Genomic DNA, 16,961 nt, shown 5'->3' with positions numbered 1-16,961 from the left:
AAATCAAATGAGCAGCGAATTATTAGATGCTCTTACAATACTAGAAAGAGAAAAGGGCATTTCTAGAGATGTATTAATTGATGCGATTGAAGCTGCACTGGTATCGGCATATCGACGCAATTTCAATCAAGCCCAAAATGTTCGGATTGACTTAAACTTGCAAACTGGCTCAATGAGAGTTTTTGCAAGAAAAGAAGTAGTGGATCAAGTTTTTGACCCTCGTCTTGAAATATCTATAGCTGATGCAAGAAACATTAACCCTAACTATTCAGTTGAAGATGTTGTAGAAATGGAAGTAACGCCTAAGGACTTCGGCAGAATTGCTGCTCAAACAGCAAAACAAGTCGTAACACAAAGGGTTAGGGAAGCCGAGAGAGGGATAATTTATTCGGAGTTCATCGATCGTGAAGAAGATATCATGACTGGAATCGTTCAAAGGCTTGATTCAAAATTTATTTATGTCAGCCTTGGGAAAATTGAAGCTTTACTACCAGTAAATGAACAAATGCCGAATGAGCGTTATAAGCCTCATGACCGTATTAAAGTCTTTATTACCAAAGTAGAAAAAACGACAAAGGGTCCTCAAATTTTCGTTTCCCGTACCCATCCTGGACTTCTTAAACGATTGTTTGAAATTGAGGTTCCAGAAATTTATGATGGAACGGTTGAAATAAAATCTGTTGCTCGTGAAGCAGGTGACCGTTCGAAAATTTCAGTTCATTCCGATAACAATGAAGTAGATCCAGTTGGATCCTGTGTCGGTCCAAAGGGTACAAGGGTTCAAGCAGTAGTGAATGAACTAAAAGGTGAAAAAATTGATATCGTTAAATGGTCTGACAATCCTGTCATCTTTGTTGCAAATTCTCTAAGTCCATCTAAAGTGTTAGATGTAATGGTGAATGAATCTGAAAAAGCTACGACCGTCGTAGTACCAGATTACCAACTTTCACTGGCAATTGGAAAGCGTGGACAAAATGCCCGCCTTGCCGCAAAGTTAACAGGTTGGAAAATAGATATTAAATCTGAAACAGAAGCACGTGAACTAGGAATCTATCCACGTGAAGAAATGATTCGACTTTTTGATGATCAAGTAGATGTTGATTTTAATGATGAAGAAGAAAAGGATTTATAAGTGAGGTGAATGATCGTGAACAATCGTAAAAAAGTTCCTATGCGTAAGTGTGTCGCAACCGGTGATATGAAACCGAAAAAAGAACTCGTTCGCATCGTTCGCTCTAAAGAAGGAGATGTATCTATCGACTTAACAGGGAAAAAGTCGGGTAGAGGTGCATACCTTTCAAAGGACAAAGAAGCAGTCCTATTAGCCAAGAAAAAAAATACCTTATCCAATCATTTACAGGTATCCATAGATGAGAAATTATATGAAGAACTATTGGAAATGATTGAAAAGGAAAATAGGCAGTCCATATGAAAACAAATCAATGGGCGTCGTTACTTGGCTTAGCAAATCGAGCACGGAAAATCATATCAGGTGAGGAGCTTTCTGTTAAGGAGATTCGCAGCGGAAAAGCAAAACTCGTTTTATTATCGGCAGATGCATCTGCAAATACGACAAAAAAAATTACAGATAAATGTAAGTCATACGAAGTTCCCTATAAACTAGTGGAAGATCGCCACCTTCTAGGCCAAGCGATTGGCAAAGAAGCCCGCGTTGTTGTAGCTGTACTGGATGATGGATTTGCAAAAAAACTGATGACGTTGCTCGATTAATTCTAGCGGGGGTGAAAATATGAGTAAAATACGTGTTTATGAATACGCAAAGAAACACAATATCTCAAGTAAAGATGTAATTACCAAATTGAAAGAAATGAATATTGAGGTTTCGAATCATATGGCTACTATTGAAGATGCAGCTGTTGTTAAACTTGATGCAACTTATAATAAAAGCCAAGGTAATTCACAGCAAAAGCAAACAAAACCACAACAACAAAATCGCCAAAATCAGAAACCACAGCAGGGAGTTAAACCACAAGTGCAAAGTAAAACAAGTCCAAAGGCTTTTGAGGATGACGATGCAAAAACTACTACACCAAGCAAGGTGAAAGTTGCCTCTCCACCAAAGACAGTCGATACTAAAAAGCAAAACCAACAATTCCAATCTAAGGAAAATAAAGTGTTCAGCGCTGGAAAAGGTAATAAAAAACCTTTTAATAATAATAATCAAAATCGCAATAATAATAACAACCGGAAAAAGAATCATACACCGGTTCAGCAGGCACAGCCTCAAGTAAAGAAAGTAAAAGAACTGCCTGCTAAAATTACTTTTAGTGAATCACTGACTGTAGGCGAACTAGCTAAGAAAATCTACCGTGAACCTTCTGAAATTATCAAAAAGCTGTTTTTACTTGGAGTTATGGCGACAATTAATCAGGTCTTAGATAAAGATGCTATTGAATTAATTGCAGGTGAATACGGGGTTGAGGTAGAAGAAGAAGTTAAAATCGATGCCACAGATCTTGAAGTTTATTTTACAGAAGATCCACCTGAAGAACTTGTTGAAAGACCTTCAGTTGTAACGATTATGGGTCACGTTGACCACGGTAAAACAACTTTGCTTGATTCCATTCGTCATACAAAGGTAACCGAAGGTGAAGCTGGCGGTATTACTCAGCATATCGGTGCTTACCAAGTTGTTGAAAATGGAAAGAAGATTACCTTCCTTGACACACCAGGACATGCTGCTTTTACAACTATGCGTGCACGTGGAGCGAAAATTACTGATATCACCATCCTAGTGGTTGCAGCCGATGACGGTGTTATGCCACAAACCGTTGAAGCGATTAACCATGCAAAAGCTGCTGAGGTTCCAATTATCGTTGCCGTTAATAAAATGGATAAAGAAGCTGCCAATGCAGATCGTGTTATGCAGGAGTTAACTGAGCATGGATTAGTTTCTGAAGCATGGGGTGGAGAAACAATCTTTGTTCCGCTATCCGCGAAAACAGGTGAAGGAATTGACAACTTGTTAGAGATGATTCTTCTCGTCAGTGAAGTGGAAGAATGGAAAGCAAACCCTAATCGTAAAGCGGTTGGAACCGTCATTGAAGCGCAATTAGATAAAGGCCGTGGATCAGTGGCTACGTTGCTCGTTCAGAACGGTACACTGAAAATAGGTGACCCAATTGTAGTCGGAAACACATATGGCCGTGTTCGTGCAATGGTAAATGACCTAGGACGCCGTGTAAAAGAAGCTGGACCATCTACACCAGTTGAAATTACAGGGTTAAGTGATGTTCCGCAAGCTGGTGACCGTTTCGTTGTATTTGACGATGAGAAAACTGCTCGTCAAGTTGGTGAGGCACGTGCACAGCAGGCTTTAGCAGCACAACGTGGTGAAAAATCGATTGTCAGCCTTGACAATTTATTTGAACAGTTAAAGCAAGGCGAGATGAAGGATCTAAACATCATCCTTAAAGCGGATGTTCAAGGTTCAGCTGAAGCTGTTGCTGCTTCATTGCAAAAAATTGACGTTGAAGGCGTAAATATCAGAATTATTCATAGTGGTGCTGGCGCCATCAATGAGTCGGATATTACACTGGCATCCGCTTCAAATGCGATTGTCATTGGCTTTAACGTTCGTCCTGATGTCAATGCAAAGCGTGCTGCCGAACAAGAAAAGGTAGACGTTCGTCTCCACAGCATCATTTACAAAGTTATTGAAGAAATTGAAGCTGCCATGAAAGGTATGCTTGATCCTGAATTTAAAGAAAAAATTATCGGTCAAGCGGAAATTCGCCAAACCTTTAAAGTTTCTAAGGTTGGAACCATTGCTGGTTCTTATGTAACGGATGGAAAAATTACCCGTGATAGCGGAATTCGTTTAATTCGTAATGGTGTAGTCATATTTGAAGGACAAATCGATGCGTTAAAACGTTTTAAAGACGATGCCAAAGAGGTTTCACAAGGTTATGAGTGTGGTGTGACAATTAAAAACTTCAATGATGTTAAAGAAGGAGATATTATTGAAGCTTACGTTATGGAAGAAATAGAGCGTAAATGATTGTAGGTATCGCCATATGTGAATGTATCATCTACGATGCTCATTCTTTAAAAGAGAAACGTTCTGTTTTGCAGCGAATTCTCACCAGGTTAAAACAAAAATTTAATGTATCAGTTTCAGAAGTCGGCTATCAGGATGTGTGGCAAAGAACGAAAATTGCGATCGTTGCTGTAACATCTAACACGGTAATGACAGAACTGGAACTACAAAATGCACTTAAATTAATTGATTCTTTTCCTGAAATAGAAAGAACGATCACCGATATAGAATGGCTTTAAGTTAAGAGGTGAAGTGATGAGCCACAGAGCAAATCGTGTTGGAGAACAAATGAAGAAAGAACTAAGTGAAATCATCGGTCGAAAAATTAAAGATCCTCGGATCGGATTTGTGACGGTTACTGATGTTCAAGTAACAGGAGATCTCCAACAAGCAAAAGTATATATATCAGTATTGGGCGATGAAGAACAAAAGGAAAACACGCTGAAAGGTCTTGCAAAGGCGAAAGGATTTATCCGGACAGAAATTGGACACCGTATCCGCCTTCGTAAAACCCCAGAAATCCTTTTTGAATGGGATGAATCAATGGAGTACGGAAATCGAATTAATTCACTCATTCATCAATTGCACAATGATGAAAAAAGCATGGAAAAAAATGAAGAAGAATAAGTGGATAGACAAATGTCTATCCTTTTTTTTCGAAACAAATTAGGATGGGAGCGACCCGCCATGGAAGGAATACTGCCTCTATTTAAACCGGCTGGATTGACGTCGCATGATTGTGTGTTTAAACTGAGAAAAATTTTAAAAACGAAAAAAGTGGGTCATACGGGTACATTAGACCCGGATGTAACCGGTGTTCTTCCTATTTGTATAGGAAAAGCAACGAAAGTAGCAGAATACATAACCGATGCCGGAAAGAGTTATGAAGGCGAGGTAACAATTGGCTTTTCCACAACAACAGAAGATGCTTCTGGTGAAAAGGTTGAGGAAAAAAGAGTAGGAGGCACCATCCTCAGAAGGGAAATTCTTCAAGTACTTGATTCATTCACAGGTGAAATAGAGCAAACGCCACCGATGTATTCAGCGGTAAAGGTAAATGGTACTCGTTTATATGAATATGCACGCAAAGGGATTGAAGTAGAACGTCCAACAAGAAAAGTGACTATTTATTCTATAGAGTTACTAGATGATCGAGAAGAGTTTTCAGGTGAAATCATTTCATTTCGTTTTAGAGTAAGTTGCAGTAAAGGAACTTACATTAGGACATTAGCAGTTATGATTGGTGATGCTCTCGGTTATCCTGCACATATGTCAAATTTAATTAGAGTCCAATCAGCTGCATTTACCATTGATGATTGCCTAACGTTTGAACAGGTTGAAAAGTTAATGGAAACCGGTACGATTGCCACATGTTTAAGACCTTTAGAATTGGCACTTTCTCATTTGCCGAAATACATAATAAATGATAAAGTAGCAGAGAAAGTGAAAAATGGCGCACTTTTACCAATACCGGATTATTTAAAAAACAGTAACGGACCTATATGCGCGGAAAACGAAGAAGGAAAGGCACTAGCCATTTATTCGGTTCATCCGAACAAGCCTGGGCTGCTAAAACCAGTAAAAGTTTTGCGTAATGATCAAGGTTAAAAAGGTTACGGTCTAGAAAAAGGTGAGTTTCATTTGGAAGTTATCAAGTTAACATTCCCATTAAATATAGATAAAGCAGTACTGCCGCCATTATCAATGGCACTTGGCTATTTTGATGGTGTTCATCGTGGGCACCAAAAAGTCATACTGGAAGCAAAAGAACAAGCAGTTCAAAAAGGACTTCATTCTGCAGTTATGACATTTGATCCACACCCATCGGTCGTTTTAGGTAAAAATCAAAAGCATGTTCAGTATATAACTCCTTTACCTGCAAAAATAAAAATTATTGAGGATTTAGGCATCGATTATCTCTTCGTAGTTCATTTTACTACAGAATTTGCTAACTTGCTGCCTCAAGAATTTATCGACCAGTATGTGATTGACTTAAATGTAAAACATGTGGTTGCTGGTTTTGATTTCTCTTATGGCCGGATGGGAAAGGGCACAATGGAGAGTCTACCCTTCCATTCAAGAGAAAAATTCACCTTTTCCGTGGTTGAAAAATTCACCAGTGGTGATGAAAAAGTAAGTTCAACACGAATCCGAAAGTACATTAGAGATGGAAAAACAGTCCAGCTGCCTGAGTTACTAGGAAGGTTCTATCAGACTGAAGGAATAGTCGTCCATGGAGATAAAAGGGGCAGAACGATTGGTTTTCCAACTGCCAACGTCGATACAATTGATGAATATATCGTACCTCCACTCGGTGTATACGCTGTGAAAATCAAGATAGGTGAGAGCTGGTACGAAGGTGTTTGTAATGTAGGTTACAAACCAACCTTCAATAAAGAAGCCTTAAAAGTATCCGTTGAAGTCCATATATTTGACTTTAAAGAAGATATTTATGGCCAACAAGTAACCGTTGAATGGCATCAATACCTAAGAAAAGAACAAAAATTCACCGGCATAGATGAACTAGTCTCACAAATAGAAAGAGACAAGCAAAATGCTATTGAATACTTTAATAAAAGGCTGTGTTAAAGGATACTATTGATATTAGCACCTGTTGATAGGAGCGGAAGGCGCTTGACTCCAGCGGGATGTACGAGCACCGTGAGACCCCGCAGGTCGGGACGACAGAGGAGGCTCACGGGCGAGCCCGCGGAAAGCATAGCGCCTCGCGACAGGCAGAAACCGCCTGTCACTGCGGTGATTATTCAACGATGCTTTCCTTAGTGGAGCGCATATCAGCAGTCTGTTTTAACACAGCCAATCGACAAACACTTACCAAATAGTTGCGAAAAACAGCACTTTCTTAGTATAGAACTTGCTTTTTGGCGTGAAACGTTGTATTCTTATTAACGTACTAAAAATAACCTTTGCTTGGCAAGTCGAGTCACCGACGCTTGCTCAGTAACAGGGGATAGAAAATTTAGGAGGTGAATAGGATGGCAATCACTCAAGAACGTAAAAACGAACTTATCAATGAGTACAAAACTCATGAAGCCGATACTGGATCTGCAGAGGTTCAAATCGCTGTCCTTACTGAATCAATCAACAATTTGAATGAGCACTTACGTACTCATAAAAAGGACCACCACTCACGTCGCGGTCTGTTGAAAATGGTTGGTAAGCGTCGTAATCTTTTAACGTACCTACGTAATAAAGATGTTCAACGTTACCGTGTATTAATCAATAAACTTGGACTTCGTCGATAATCAAAGGAAGCGGGATTTTTCCCGCTTTTTTGTTAGGTTTAAAAAGTAGTAACAAGAGTAGGACAAAATCTTATATACATATTTTAAGTCGCGAAAATTTGTGCATACTATTAGTATATTTGTATTGATAACATAAGCTATAAACGCTTTTTTTATATTAGATGATTAGAGCGATATTATCGCATTATCCTCTAAAGTGATTTGGATAGAGAGGGGTAATAAAATGGAACAAACGAAATATGAGTATTCCATGGATTGGGCTGGGCGTAAATTAACGGTTGAAATCGGACAACTAGCCAAACAAGCAAATGGAGCAGTAATGATCCGTTATGGTGATACTGCAGTTTTAAGTACAGCTACTGCATCAAAAGAACCGAAAAACCTAGATTTTTTCCCATTAACTTGTAACTATGAAGAGCGATTATATGCAGTGGGGAAAATCCCTGGTGGTTTTATTAAACGTGAGGGACGTCCTAGTGAAAAGGCAATTTTAGCAAGTCGATTAATTGACCGCCCAATTCGTCCTCTTTTTGCTGATGGTTTCCGTAATGATGTACAAGTAATCAGCATTGTTATGAGCGTAGATCAGGATTGTTCATCAGAGATGGCAGCAATGTTTGGGTCTTCATTAGCACTTTGTACTTCAGATATTCCATTTGAGGGACCAATTGCTGGTGTCATTGTTGGTAGAGTCGGTGGAGAGTTTGTGATTAATCCGACAGTAGAACAAGCTGAAAAAAGTGATATTCATTTAACGGTTGCAGGTACGAAAGATGCAATCAATATGGTTGAAGCCGGTGCAGATGAAGTTTCTGAGGAAGTAATGCTTGAGGCAATCATGTATGGACATGAAGAAATTAAACGTCTCATTGAATTCCAAGAAAAAATTATGGCTGAGGCTGGCAAACCAAAAAGAGAAGTTATTCTTTATGAACTTGATAAGGATTTAGAAGCTGAAGTTAGAGAACTGTGTGAAACTGATATGGTAACCGCCATTCAGGTTCAAGAAAAGCATGCTCGTGAGGATGCTATTAAAGAAGTAAAGAATCGTGTAATTGCAAAGTTCCAAGAGAATGAAGCAAATGACGATGACTTGAAGCAGGTAAAACAAATATTGGATAAAATTGTAAAAGGTGAAGTTCGCCGTTTAATAACTGTTGAGAAAATTCGTCCTGATGGCCGAAAAATTGACGAAATACGTCCATTATCTTCACAGGTAGGTATTCTGCCGCGTACACATGGATCTGGATTGTTTACTCGTGGACAAACCCAAGCATTAAGTATTTGTACATTAGGTGCAATGGGAGATGTTCAAATTCTAGATGGATTGGGTATCGAAGAGGAAAAGCGTTTTATGCACCATTATAACTTCCCACTATTTAGTGTTGGTGAAACGGGACCAATCCGTGGACCAGGTCGTCGTGAAATTGGGCACGGTGCTCTTGGTGAACGGGCTCTAGAACCAATCGTGCCATCTGAAAAGGATTTCCCATATACGATTCGTCTTGTTTCTGAAGTACTTGAATCAAATGGTTCTACTTCTCAAGCAAGTATCTGTGCGAGTACACTAGCGATGATGGATGCAGGTGTTCCTATTAAAGCACCAGTTGCTGGTATTGCGATGGGACTTGTAGCATCAGGTGAATACTACACTGTATTATCTGATATTCAAGGGATGGAAGACCACCTGGGTGATATGGATTTTAAAGTAGCAGGAACAGCCAAGGGAGTAACTGCACTTCAAATGGATATAAAGATTAAAGGTCTTTCTCGTGAAATTCTTGAAGAAGCGCTTCAACAGGCTAAAAAAGGAAGAATGCATATCCTTGATTCGATGCTTGCAACAATTGCTGAGCCGAGAACTGAGCTTTCTCAATTTGCACCAAAGATTTTAACCATGAAGATTAATCCAGATAAGATTCGTGATGTCATTGGACCAAGTGGTAAGCAAATCAATAAAATCATTGAAGAAACTGGTGTTAAAATTGACATTGAACAGGATGGGACAGTATTTATTGCCTCCACTGATCAAGCAATGAATCAAAAAGCGAAGAAAATTATTGAAGATATCGTACGTGAAGTTGAAGTTGGCCAAATGTATCTTGGTAAGGTTAAACGAATTGAAAAATTCGGGTGCTTTGTTGAAATTTTCGCTGGGAAAGATGGACTTGTCCATATTTCTGAATTGGCTGAAGAGAGAGTTGGAAAGGTCGAAGATGTTGTTTCCATCGGAGATGAGATTTTAGTAAAAGTTACTGAAATTGATAAACAAGGCCGTGTAAACTTATCACGTAAAGCAATATTAAAGGAACAACGTGAAAAAGCTGAAAAGGCTGAAAAGACTGAAGAAAAACAATAAAGCTGACTCGTTAGCTTTGATATGAGGTCAGGGGGAACCCTGACTTTTTCCATGTTAGTTCATCTAGTTCTATCTAGCTACAAAAGAGTAAGCTTCGGAAGCGTTACCTCGCACGAAAGAAAAGCTTTAGCTTTTCTGAGGAGCGCCTAAGGGCTCTCAGGTCTAAGCCAATCCGTCCAGAAGGTTAAAAAGCAACCTTCTAGCCTGCTCGTCTTATGCCTGTCGCCCCTGTGCAAGGCGCATTCGCTTTTAGTTCTACCTTGTCCCTATAATTCATATATTTAATATGAAGGGGGAAGGTAAAAAATGAAGAAGTTAAGTATGATTGCTTTCTTATTACTAACTGCGTGGGTCTCGGTGAACAATCCTCTGGTGGATACTTATGTGACAACACTAAAAGGAAACGGGCTGACCGTGGGAAAGCAAGAAGATCCTCTATATCAAAGTATTGTTGAAAATGCTTCTACATATGAAATACCACCTTCTAATGCTAAAATCGATAGAGTGTGGAAAGCGATCCCAGGCTATAATGGGTTAAGTGTTGATATTAATGCTTCATATAAGAATATGAAGAAATTTGGTATATTCAATGAAAAAAAATTAGTATATAAACAAACAGAACCATCGGTACATTTGAAGGATTTGCCGGCTTCTCCCATATATCGGGGGCATCCTGATAAACCAATGGTAAGCTTCATAATAAATGTAGCTTGGGGTAATGAATACTTACCTGAAATTCTTGCTTCCCTGAAGAAACACCAGGTAAAAGCTAGTTTTTTCCTTGAGGGTAGATGGGTGAAAAATAATCCTGAATTGGCCAAAATGATTGTGGGTGCTGGACAAGAGGTGGGGAATCATTCCTACACCCATCCTGACATGAAAAGATTAACGGCTGCTCAGACTAGGGAGCAATTGGTTAAAACGAATGAAGTCATTGAAGCCGCAACTGGTAAAAAAAGTATTTGGTTTGCACCGCCCAGTGGCAGTTACCATGATGAAACCGTTAAAATTGCAGCTGAATACAAGATGAAAACAGTTATGTGGACAGTGGATACGATCGATTGGCAAAAACCCACACCTGACCAATTAATCCATCGTGTTATCTCTAAAATTGACAATGGTTCAATGGTTCTCATGCATCCAACAGAATCTACAGCAAAATCTTTAGATCGTCTTATCACACTCATTGAAGAAAAGGGATTAAGAATAGGTTCTGTAAGCGATTTATTGAGTGAAGAAAGAATTATGAAATAAATTTATCACAGTATCCAGATAATAAAGGAAAAAGCTTAAGTTTCCGTTTTCTATAGACAGGAGGATTTTAATGATTAACAAATATTCTTGCAAAAATGGAGTAAGAATTGTATTAGAAAATATTCCAACCGTGAGATCTGTGGCAATTGGAGTATGGATTGGCACTGGTTCAAGAAATGAAAATCCCCAAACGAATGGTATTTCGCACTTTTTAGAGCATATGTTTTTTAAAGGGACGAAAACACGCTCGGCGAAAGAAATAGCTGAATCCTTTGATAGTATTGGCGGTCAAGTGAATGCTTTTACCTCTAAAGAATACACATGCTACTATGCTAAAGTTCTGGATACACATGCTCAATTCGCTTTAGATGTGTTAGCAGATATGTTCTTCAATTCAACCTTTGTTGAAGAAGAGTTAAATAAAGAAAGAAATGTAGTTCTAGAGGAAATTAAGATGTATGATGATACTCCTGATGATATTGTTCATGATTTACTCAGCCGTGCCATTTATGGAGATCATCCACTTGGATATCCTATTCTAGGGACTGAGGAAACCTTAAATACATTTACAGGGGCAACACTTAAAGACTATATCCATAATCGTTATACACCAGAAAATGTTGTCATTTCGATTGCTGGAAATATTTCTGATAAATTTATTCTTGAGGTTGAAAAGTATTTTGGTTCTTATGAGGGTGGAAATAGCTCAACACATGAAAATATTCCAGTCTTCCAATCGAATCGATTATCTCGTAAGAAAGAAACAGAACAAGCACATCTATGTATTGGTTTCGAAGGGTTAAAGATTGGCCATGAAGATGTCTACAGTTTAATTATTTTAAATAATATTTTAGGCGGCAGCATGAGCAGCAGATTATTCCAAGACGTTCGTGAGCAGCGAGGATTAGCATATTCAATCTTCTCTTATCATTCCGCTTATCAAGATAACGGCGTGGTAACCGTTTATGGTGGAACAGGGGCAAAACAGATGGATGTGTTATTCGAAACGATACAAGCAACACTTGAAAAATTAAAACAAGATGGAATTACTGAAAAAGAATTAAACAATAGCAAGGAGCAATTAAAAGGAAGTTTAATGTTAGGTTTGGAAAGCACAAACAGCCGGATGAGTCGAAACGGGAAAAATGAACTTCTTTTAAAACGCCACCGTTCACTTGATGAAATTATTGAGCAAATTGATCAAGTTACGAAACAAAGTGTAGATGGGATGGCAACATCTGTTTTCACAGACAAATACTCTATTTCGTTAATTAGCCCGAATGGGGAATTACCAAAGAACTTAATCTAAAAGAAAAAACAGTTCACCCTAGAACTGTTTTTTCTTTTAGTGTCTAGTTCCAGCGCCTAGGGGCTCTCAGGTCTAAGCCAATCCGTCAAGAAGGTTAAAGAACAACCTTCTAGCAGGCTCGTCTTATGCCTGTCGCCCCTGGACAAGGCGCTTCCACTTTTCTTAGTCTAAATTAGCTGTTCCATCGATACACATATAGTATAGAGTGTTGAGAGAGGAGCCTATTAAGATGAGGTTAAGTGAATTAAGTGGCAAAGAAATTGTGGATGTAAAAAAGGCAGAGCGTTTAGGTGTACTAGGTCAAACTGATCTTGAAATTAATGAAAACACAGGGCAAATACAAGCATTGCTCATTCCATCCGTGAAGTGGTTTGGATTTAGGAAACAAGGTGGAGAAATTAGAGTGCCATGGCAGCACATAAAGAAAATAGGAACTGATATGATCATTATTGATGTAAAGGAAGAAGAAGAAGTGGAAAATGGATAAAAGTCTCAAAGCCCAAGCAAATAAAATTTTGCTTGGGCTTTTTTATTTATCTGTAAATGGAAAACTCACAGATTCATTCATTCTTACATAAGATGTTGAAGTGATAAGAAGAAAAAGACTTCTGCTTGGATTTTTAAAAAAAGAAGGTGAATGATTTCATGCTGACAGGGATGCAGATAGCCGTGATCGGTGGAGATGCAAGACAGCTGGAGATTATCCGGAAGTTAACCGAGTTAGATGCTAGATTATCTTTGATTGGCTTCGAGCAGCTTGATCACGCGTTCACAGGCGCTGTGAAGGAAAAGTTGGATGAAGTCGATTTTTCAAATATGGATGCTTTTATCTTACCGGTACCCGGTACAAATTTAGAAGGGCATGTTGAAACAATCTTTTCGAATGAAAAGGTAGTTTTGACAGCCGATATGCTTAAGAAAACACCTGATCATTGTCCCATTTACTCCGGAATTAGTAATGCATATTTAAACGGTATTACAAAGGAGGCAAATCGTCCACTTATTCAGCTTTTTGAGAGGGACGATGTGGCCATATACAATTCTATTCCGACAGTAGAAGGAACGATTATGATGGCCATCCAGCATACTGATTTTACGATTCATGGCTCCAATATTGCGGTTTTAGGTTTAGGAAGAGTAGGAATGAGTGTGGCAAGAACCTTCCATGCACTTGGGGCAAAGGTAAAGGTTGGTGCCAGAAAAAGTGAGCATCTTGCTAGAATTACGGAAATGGGTTTAACCCCTTTCCATTTAAACGAAGTAGACCAACAGATTAAAGATACTGATATCTTAATCAATACAATTCCATTATTAATTGTAACGGCCTCAGTTATTTCCAAAATGCCTGCTCATACACTGATCATTGATTTAGCTTCAAAGCCAGGTGGAACAGATTTTAGGTATGCAGAAAAAAGAGGCATAAAAGCACTGCTTGCACCAGGATTACCTGGAATTGTCGCGCCAAAAACAGCTGGTCAAATACTAGCCAATGTTCTGGCCCAATTGCTTCAAGATGATTTAGGTAAGCGAAAGGGGATAGTAAAATGAGTTTAAAAGGAAAAAAAATAGGCTTTGGTTTAACTGGATCTCACTGTACGTATGATGCGGTATTTCCGGAAATAGAGAAGTTAGTTCAAGCAGGTGCCGAGGTCTTACCAGTTGTTACATTTACAGTGAAAAATACAGAAACTCGTTTTGGAAAAGGGGAAGACTGGATTCAGAGAATCGAAGATTTAACTGGAAACAGAGCGATAGATTCAATTGTTAAAGCAGAGCCTTTGGGTCCGAAAATTCCTTTAGACTGTATGGTAATTGCCCCGCTAACCGGTGTATCGATGAGTAAATTTGCGAATGCAATGAATGATAGCCCTGTACTAATGGCTGCAAAAGCCACACTTCGAAATTTAAAACCGGTTGTACTTGGTATTTCAACAAATGATGCATTGGGTCTTAACGGTGTTAACTTAATGAGACTAATGGCAACAAAACATATTTATTTTATTCCATATGGGCAGGACGACCCAATCAAGAAGCCAAACTCAATGGTAGCAAGAATGCCAATGTTAATGGAAACCGTAGAAGCAGCCATTGAAGGCCGCCAAATTCAGCCTGTTTTGATAGAAAGATATAGAGATACAGACTAATTCTAACTCCTTTCGTCAAATATGGTTTTTTCTTTCAGGGAATATGTTAATATATTAATAATTCAATCATCAGTGGGACTAATTTTCTCACTGATGAGAATTTATATTAACCTTTTCTGATTCTTTTCCATGAACAGAAATAACCAATAAATAATAGATGAAAGATTGAAAGGGGTACTAGAAAATGAGTCAAACAAGTGGATATCATGTAGCTGTCGTAGGAGCAACAGGAGCAGTGGGTCAACAAATGATCCAAACGTTAATGAAAGAAAAATTCCCAATTAGTCAATTAACTCTCTTATCTTCTGCGCGTTCAGCTGGTAAAAAAGTTACGATTGAGGGTGTTGAGCATACCATTCAAGAAGCGAAGCCTGAAAGCTTTGCTGGAGTTGATATAGCTTTATTCTCGGCAGGTGGCAATATTTCAAAAGAACTTGCACCTGAGGCTGTTAAACACGGAGCAATCGTAGTAGACAACACAAGTGCTTTTAGAATGCATCAAGATATTCCTCTAGTGGTCCCAGAGGTTAACGAACATGATTTGCATAATCATAATGGTATTATTGCAAACCCAAATTGTTCCACTATCCAAATGGTAGTAGCCTTAGAACCAATTAGGAAAAAATATGGACTTAAAAAAGTGATTGTTTCCACCTATCAAGCAGTTTCAGGTGCAGGAGCTGTTGCAATTGAGGAATTACAGGAACAAACGAAATCCCTTCTTAATGGGGAAAAAGTAGAACCGAAGATTTTACCTGTTAAAGGTGACAAGAAACACTATCAAATTGCCTTTAATGCGATACCACAAATAGATAAGTTCCAAGAAAACGGTTATACTTTTGAAGAGATGAAAATGATAAATGAAACAAAAAAGATAATGCATTTACCAGATCTGCCTGTTGCCGCGACTTGTGTGAGATTACCAGTTGCAGTCGGTCACTCTGAATCAGTTTATTTTGAAATTGAAGCAGACGGAGTAAGTGCTGGTGAATTAAAGGAATTATTAAGTTCGGCACCAGGGGTTGTTTTACAAGATGATCCAGAGAATCAAGTATATCCAATGCCTGCAAACTGCGTAGGAAGTAATGATGTGTTTGTAGGTAGAATTCGTAACGACCTAAATGAGAGCCGTGGTTTTCATATGTGGGTTGTTTCTGACAATTTACTCAAGGGTGCTGCCTGGAATTCAGTTCAAATTGCAGAAAGCTTAATAAAGCTAGGATTAATCACGGAAAAAAAATAATGGTTTGATTAAAAAGGCAGGTTTAATTGTCTATGAAAATAATAGTTCAAAAATTTGGCGGGACATCTGTCAGGGATAAAGAAAGCAGGCAACATGCTAAGAAACATATCGGAAAAGCATTAGCTGATGGCTATAAGGTTGTAGTCGTAGTATCTGCGATGGGAAGAAAAGGTGATCCCTATGCCACAGATACACTTCTCTCTTTAATTGGTGGTAATCATAGCAATGTTAGTAAACGGGAACATGATTTATTATTATCCTGCGGTGAGATCATTTCAAGTATCGTTTTTTCAAACATGCTGATAGAAAGTGGGATCAAGGCGATTGCTTTGACAGGGGCTCAAGCGGGATTTCGAACGAATAATGACCATTCCCAAGCAAAGATTATTGAAATGAAATGTGACCGATTGCTAAGAGAATTAGAACATAATGATGTGGTTGTTGTTGCTGGATTTCAAGGTGCTGCAAAGAACGGTGACATCACTACAATTGGACGAGGTGGCAGTGATACGTCAGCCGCTGCCTTAGGAGCTGCACTTAATGCAGAATGGATTGATATATTTACCGACGTTGAAGGAATCATGACAGCAGATCCTAGAATCGCTGAAAATGCGAGGAGGCTTTCAGTAGTTACCTATACAGAGCTATGTAATATGGCGTATCAAGGGGCAAAGGTAATTCACCCAAGAGCTGTTGAAATCGCTATGCAATCAAAGGTACCTATTCGAATTCGCTCCACCTATTCAGATAATTTAGGAACATTGGTAACCGCCATTTCGAAAGAATCTCGAGGTAGCGATATAAAAGAAAGAACGGTTACTGGAATTGCACATGTTTCGAATGTGACCCAAATTAAGGTTTTTGCAAAAAAAGACCAATACTACTTACAAGCAGAAGTTTTTAAAGCAATGGCAAATGAAAAAATCAGTGTGGATTTCATCAATATTTCACCTAATGGAGTTGTTTACACCGTTACCGATGAAATGAGTGAAAGAGCAATAAAGGTCTTAAAGGAAATAGGTCATGAACCTGTAGTAGAGCGTCATTGTGCAAAAGTTTCTGTAGTTGGAGCAGGAATTGCTGGGGTTCCGGGTGTTACTTCTAAAATTGTTACCGCACTTTCTGAGAATGGAATTCGCATCCTACAATCAGCTGATAGCCATACAACCATTTGGGTACTAGTCAAGCAGGACGATTTGGTAAAATCAGTGAATGCATTACATGACGCCTTTCATCTTGAAGAAGAAGGACTTGAATCAAAGCTTACGGATATCTAATATAGGAAGGATTGATAAAAGGCAGTTTGAATCTGAACTGCCAATTGTC

17 protein-coding genes are annotated in these 16,961 nt (G+C 38.7%); all 17 read left to right on the top strand.

Going from position 1 to position 16,961, the window contains the following annotated elements; translation table 11 throughout:
* Positions 1-7: 7 nt before the first annotated feature.
* The 17 genes from nusA (at position 8) to dapG (ending at position 16,912) form a co-directional block, all read left to right on the top strand.
* Complete coding sequence (gene nusA / locus QUG14_RS09745; protein ID WP_289340317.1) at positions 8-1,132, top strand: transcription termination factor NusA; 1,125 nt, start codon at positions 8-10, stop codon at positions 1,130-1,132.
* A 15-nt stretch (positions 1,133-1,147) separates the two neighbouring features.
* A complete protein-coding gene (rnpM, locus tag QUG14_RS09740; RefSeq protein ID WP_289340316.1) occupies positions 1,148-1,432 on the top strand; it encodes an RNase P modulator RnpM in 285 nt (94 codons plus the stop codon).
* The gene (locus tag QUG14_RS09735) at positions 1,429-1,731 is read left to right on the top strand and encodes a YlxQ family RNA-binding protein (RefSeq protein ID WP_289340315.1); all 303 of its coding nucleotides are present in this window, start codon (positions 1,429-1,431) and stop codon (positions 1,729-1,731) included. The genes rnpM and QUG14_RS09735 overlap by 4 nt, the downstream gene beginning before the upstream one ends.
* Positions 1,732-1,750: 19 nt before the next feature.
* On the top strand, positions 1,751-4,021 hold the full coding sequence (gene infB, locus QUG14_RS09730; protein ID WP_289340314.1) for a translation initiation factor IF-2: 2,271 nt from the start codon (positions 1,751-1,753) through the stop codon (positions 4,019-4,021).
* Entirely contained in the window at positions 4,018-4,299 is a 282-nt protein-coding gene (locus QUG14_RS09725; RefSeq protein WP_289340313.1) for a DUF503 domain-containing protein, read from the top strand. The genes infB and QUG14_RS09725 overlap by 4 nt, the downstream gene beginning before the upstream one ends.
* 16 nt (positions 4,300-4,315) lie before the next feature.
* On the top strand, positions 4,316-4,687 hold the full coding sequence (rbfA, locus tag QUG14_RS09720; RefSeq protein ID WP_289340312.1) for a 30S ribosome-binding factor RbfA: 372 nt from the start codon (positions 4,316-4,318) through the stop codon (positions 4,685-4,687).
* Between the two features lie 60 nt (positions 4,688-4,747).
* Positions 4,748-5,668: a tRNA pseudouridine(55) synthase TruB gene (gene truB, locus QUG14_RS09715; protein ID WP_289340311.1), complete on the top strand. Its 921-nt coding sequence runs from the start codon at positions 4,748-4,750 to the stop codon at positions 5,666-5,668.
* 33 nt (positions 5,669-5,701) lie between these two features.
* Positions 5,702-6,649, top strand: a complete 948-nt coding sequence (ribF, locus tag QUG14_RS09710; protein ID WP_289340310.1) for a bifunctional riboflavin kinase/FAD synthetase — start codon at positions 5,702-5,704, stop codon at positions 6,647-6,649.
* Positions 6,650-7,056: 407 nt separating this feature from the next.
* Positions 7,057-7,326, top strand: a complete 270-nt coding sequence (gene rpsO / locus QUG14_RS09705) for a 30S ribosomal protein S15 (RefSeq protein WP_179161203.1) — start codon at positions 7,057-7,059, stop codon at positions 7,324-7,326.
* 223 nt (positions 7,327-7,549) lie between these two features.
* Entirely contained in the window at positions 7,550-9,685 is a 2,136-nt protein-coding gene (gene pnp / locus QUG14_RS09700) for a polyribonucleotide nucleotidyltransferase (RefSeq protein ID WP_289340309.1), read from the top strand.
* A 306-nt stretch (positions 9,686-9,991) separates the two neighbouring features.
* A complete protein-coding gene (locus tag QUG14_RS09695) occupies positions 9,992-10,939 on the top strand; it encodes a polysaccharide deacetylase family protein (protein ID WP_289340308.1) in 948 nt (315 codons plus the stop codon).
* A gap of 70 nt (positions 10,940-11,009) precedes the next feature.
* On the top strand, positions 11,010-12,248 hold the full coding sequence (locus QUG14_RS09690; protein WP_289340307.1) for a M16 family metallopeptidase: 1,239 nt from the start codon (positions 11,010-11,012) through the stop codon (positions 12,246-12,248).
* Between the two features lie 229 nt (positions 12,249-12,477).
* Positions 12,478-12,735, top strand: coding sequence for a YlmC/YmxH family sporulation protein (locus tag QUG14_RS09685; RefSeq protein WP_289340306.1), 258 nt, complete (start codon positions 12,478-12,480; stop codon positions 12,733-12,735).
* 158 nt (positions 12,736-12,893) lie between these two features.
* The gene (gene dpaA, locus QUG14_RS09680; protein WP_289340305.1) at positions 12,894-13,796 is read left to right on the top strand and encodes a dipicolinic acid synthetase subunit A; all 903 of its coding nucleotides are present in this window, start codon (positions 12,894-12,896) and stop codon (positions 13,794-13,796) included.
* Positions 13,793-14,392 carry a dipicolinate synthase subunit B gene (gene dpaB, locus QUG14_RS09675; protein ID WP_289340304.1) on the top strand — a complete coding sequence of 200 codons (600 nt, stop codon included), beginning with the start codon at positions 13,793-13,795 and terminating at the stop codon, positions 14,390-14,392. Before dpaA ends, dpaB begins: the two co-directional genes overlap by 4 nt.
* A 184-nt stretch (positions 14,393-14,576) precedes the next feature.
* Complete coding sequence (asd, locus tag QUG14_RS09670) at positions 14,577-15,635, top strand: aspartate-semialdehyde dehydrogenase (protein WP_289340303.1); 1,059 nt, start codon at positions 14,577-14,579, stop codon at positions 15,633-15,635.
* Positions 15,636-15,667: 32 nt separating this feature from the next.
* Positions 15,668-16,912 (top strand): aspartate kinase, encoded by a 1,245-nt coding sequence (gene dapG, locus QUG14_RS09665; RefSeq protein WP_289340302.1) that lies wholly within the window; start codon positions 15,668-15,670, stop codon positions 16,910-16,912.
* Positions 16,913-16,961 lie beyond the last annotated feature (49 nt).

The organism is Neobacillus sp. CF12 (assembly GCF_030348765.1).
Lineage (GTDB): Bacteria > Bacillota > Bacilli > Bacillales > Cytobacillaceae > Neobacillus.
The sequence above is the reverse complement of the archived record's forward strand: the minus strand, read 5'-3'. Positions and strand labels throughout refer to the sequence as shown.

Coding starts and splice junctions, on each gene's coding strand:
- nusA (WP_289340317.1), top strand. CDS start 8: ATGAGCAGCGAATTATTAGATGCTCTTACAATACTAGAAAGAGAAAAG.
- QUG14_RS09735 (WP_289340315.1), top strand. CDS start 1,429: ATGAAAACAAATCAATGGGCGTCGTTACTTGGCTTAGCAAATCGAGCA.
- infB (WP_289340314.1), top strand. CDS start 1,751: ATGAGTAAAATACGTGTTTATGAATACGCAAAGAAACACAATATCTCA.
- QUG14_RS09725 (WP_289340313.1), top strand. CDS start 4,018: ATGATTGTAGGTATCGCCATATGTGAATGTATCATCTACGATGCTCAT.
- rbfA (WP_289340312.1), top strand. CDS start 4,316: ATGAGCCACAGAGCAAATCGTGTTGGAGAACAAATGAAGAAAGAACTA.
- truB (WP_289340311.1), top strand. CDS start 4,748: ATGGAAGGAATACTGCCTCTATTTAAACCGGCTGGATTGACGTCGCAT.
- rpsO (WP_179161203.1), top strand. CDS start 7,057: ATGGCAATCACTCAAGAACGTAAAAACGAACTTATCAATGAGTACAAA.
- pnp (WP_289340309.1), top strand. CDS start 7,550: ATGGAACAAACGAAATATGAGTATTCCATGGATTGGGCTGGGCGTAAA.
- QUG14_RS09695 (WP_289340308.1), top strand. CDS start 9,992: ATGAAGAAGTTAAGTATGATTGCTTTCTTATTACTAACTGCGTGGGTC.
- QUG14_RS09690 (WP_289340307.1), top strand. CDS start 11,010: ATGATTAACAAATATTCTTGCAAAAATGGAGTAAGAATTGTATTAGAA.
- QUG14_RS09685 (WP_289340306.1), top strand. CDS start 12,478: ATGAGGTTAAGTGAATTAAGTGGCAAAGAAATTGTGGATGTAAAAAAG.
- dpaA (WP_289340305.1), top strand. CDS start 12,894: ATGCTGACAGGGATGCAGATAGCCGTGATCGGTGGAGATGCAAGACAG.
- dpaB (WP_289340304.1), top strand. CDS start 13,793: ATGAGTTTAAAAGGAAAAAAAATAGGCTTTGGTTTAACTGGATCTCAC.
- asd (WP_289340303.1), top strand. CDS start 14,577: ATGAGTCAAACAAGTGGATATCATGTAGCTGTCGTAGGAGCAACAGGA.
- dapG (WP_289340302.1), top strand. CDS start 15,668: ATGAAAATAATAGTTCAAAAATTTGGCGGGACATCTGTCAGGGATAAA.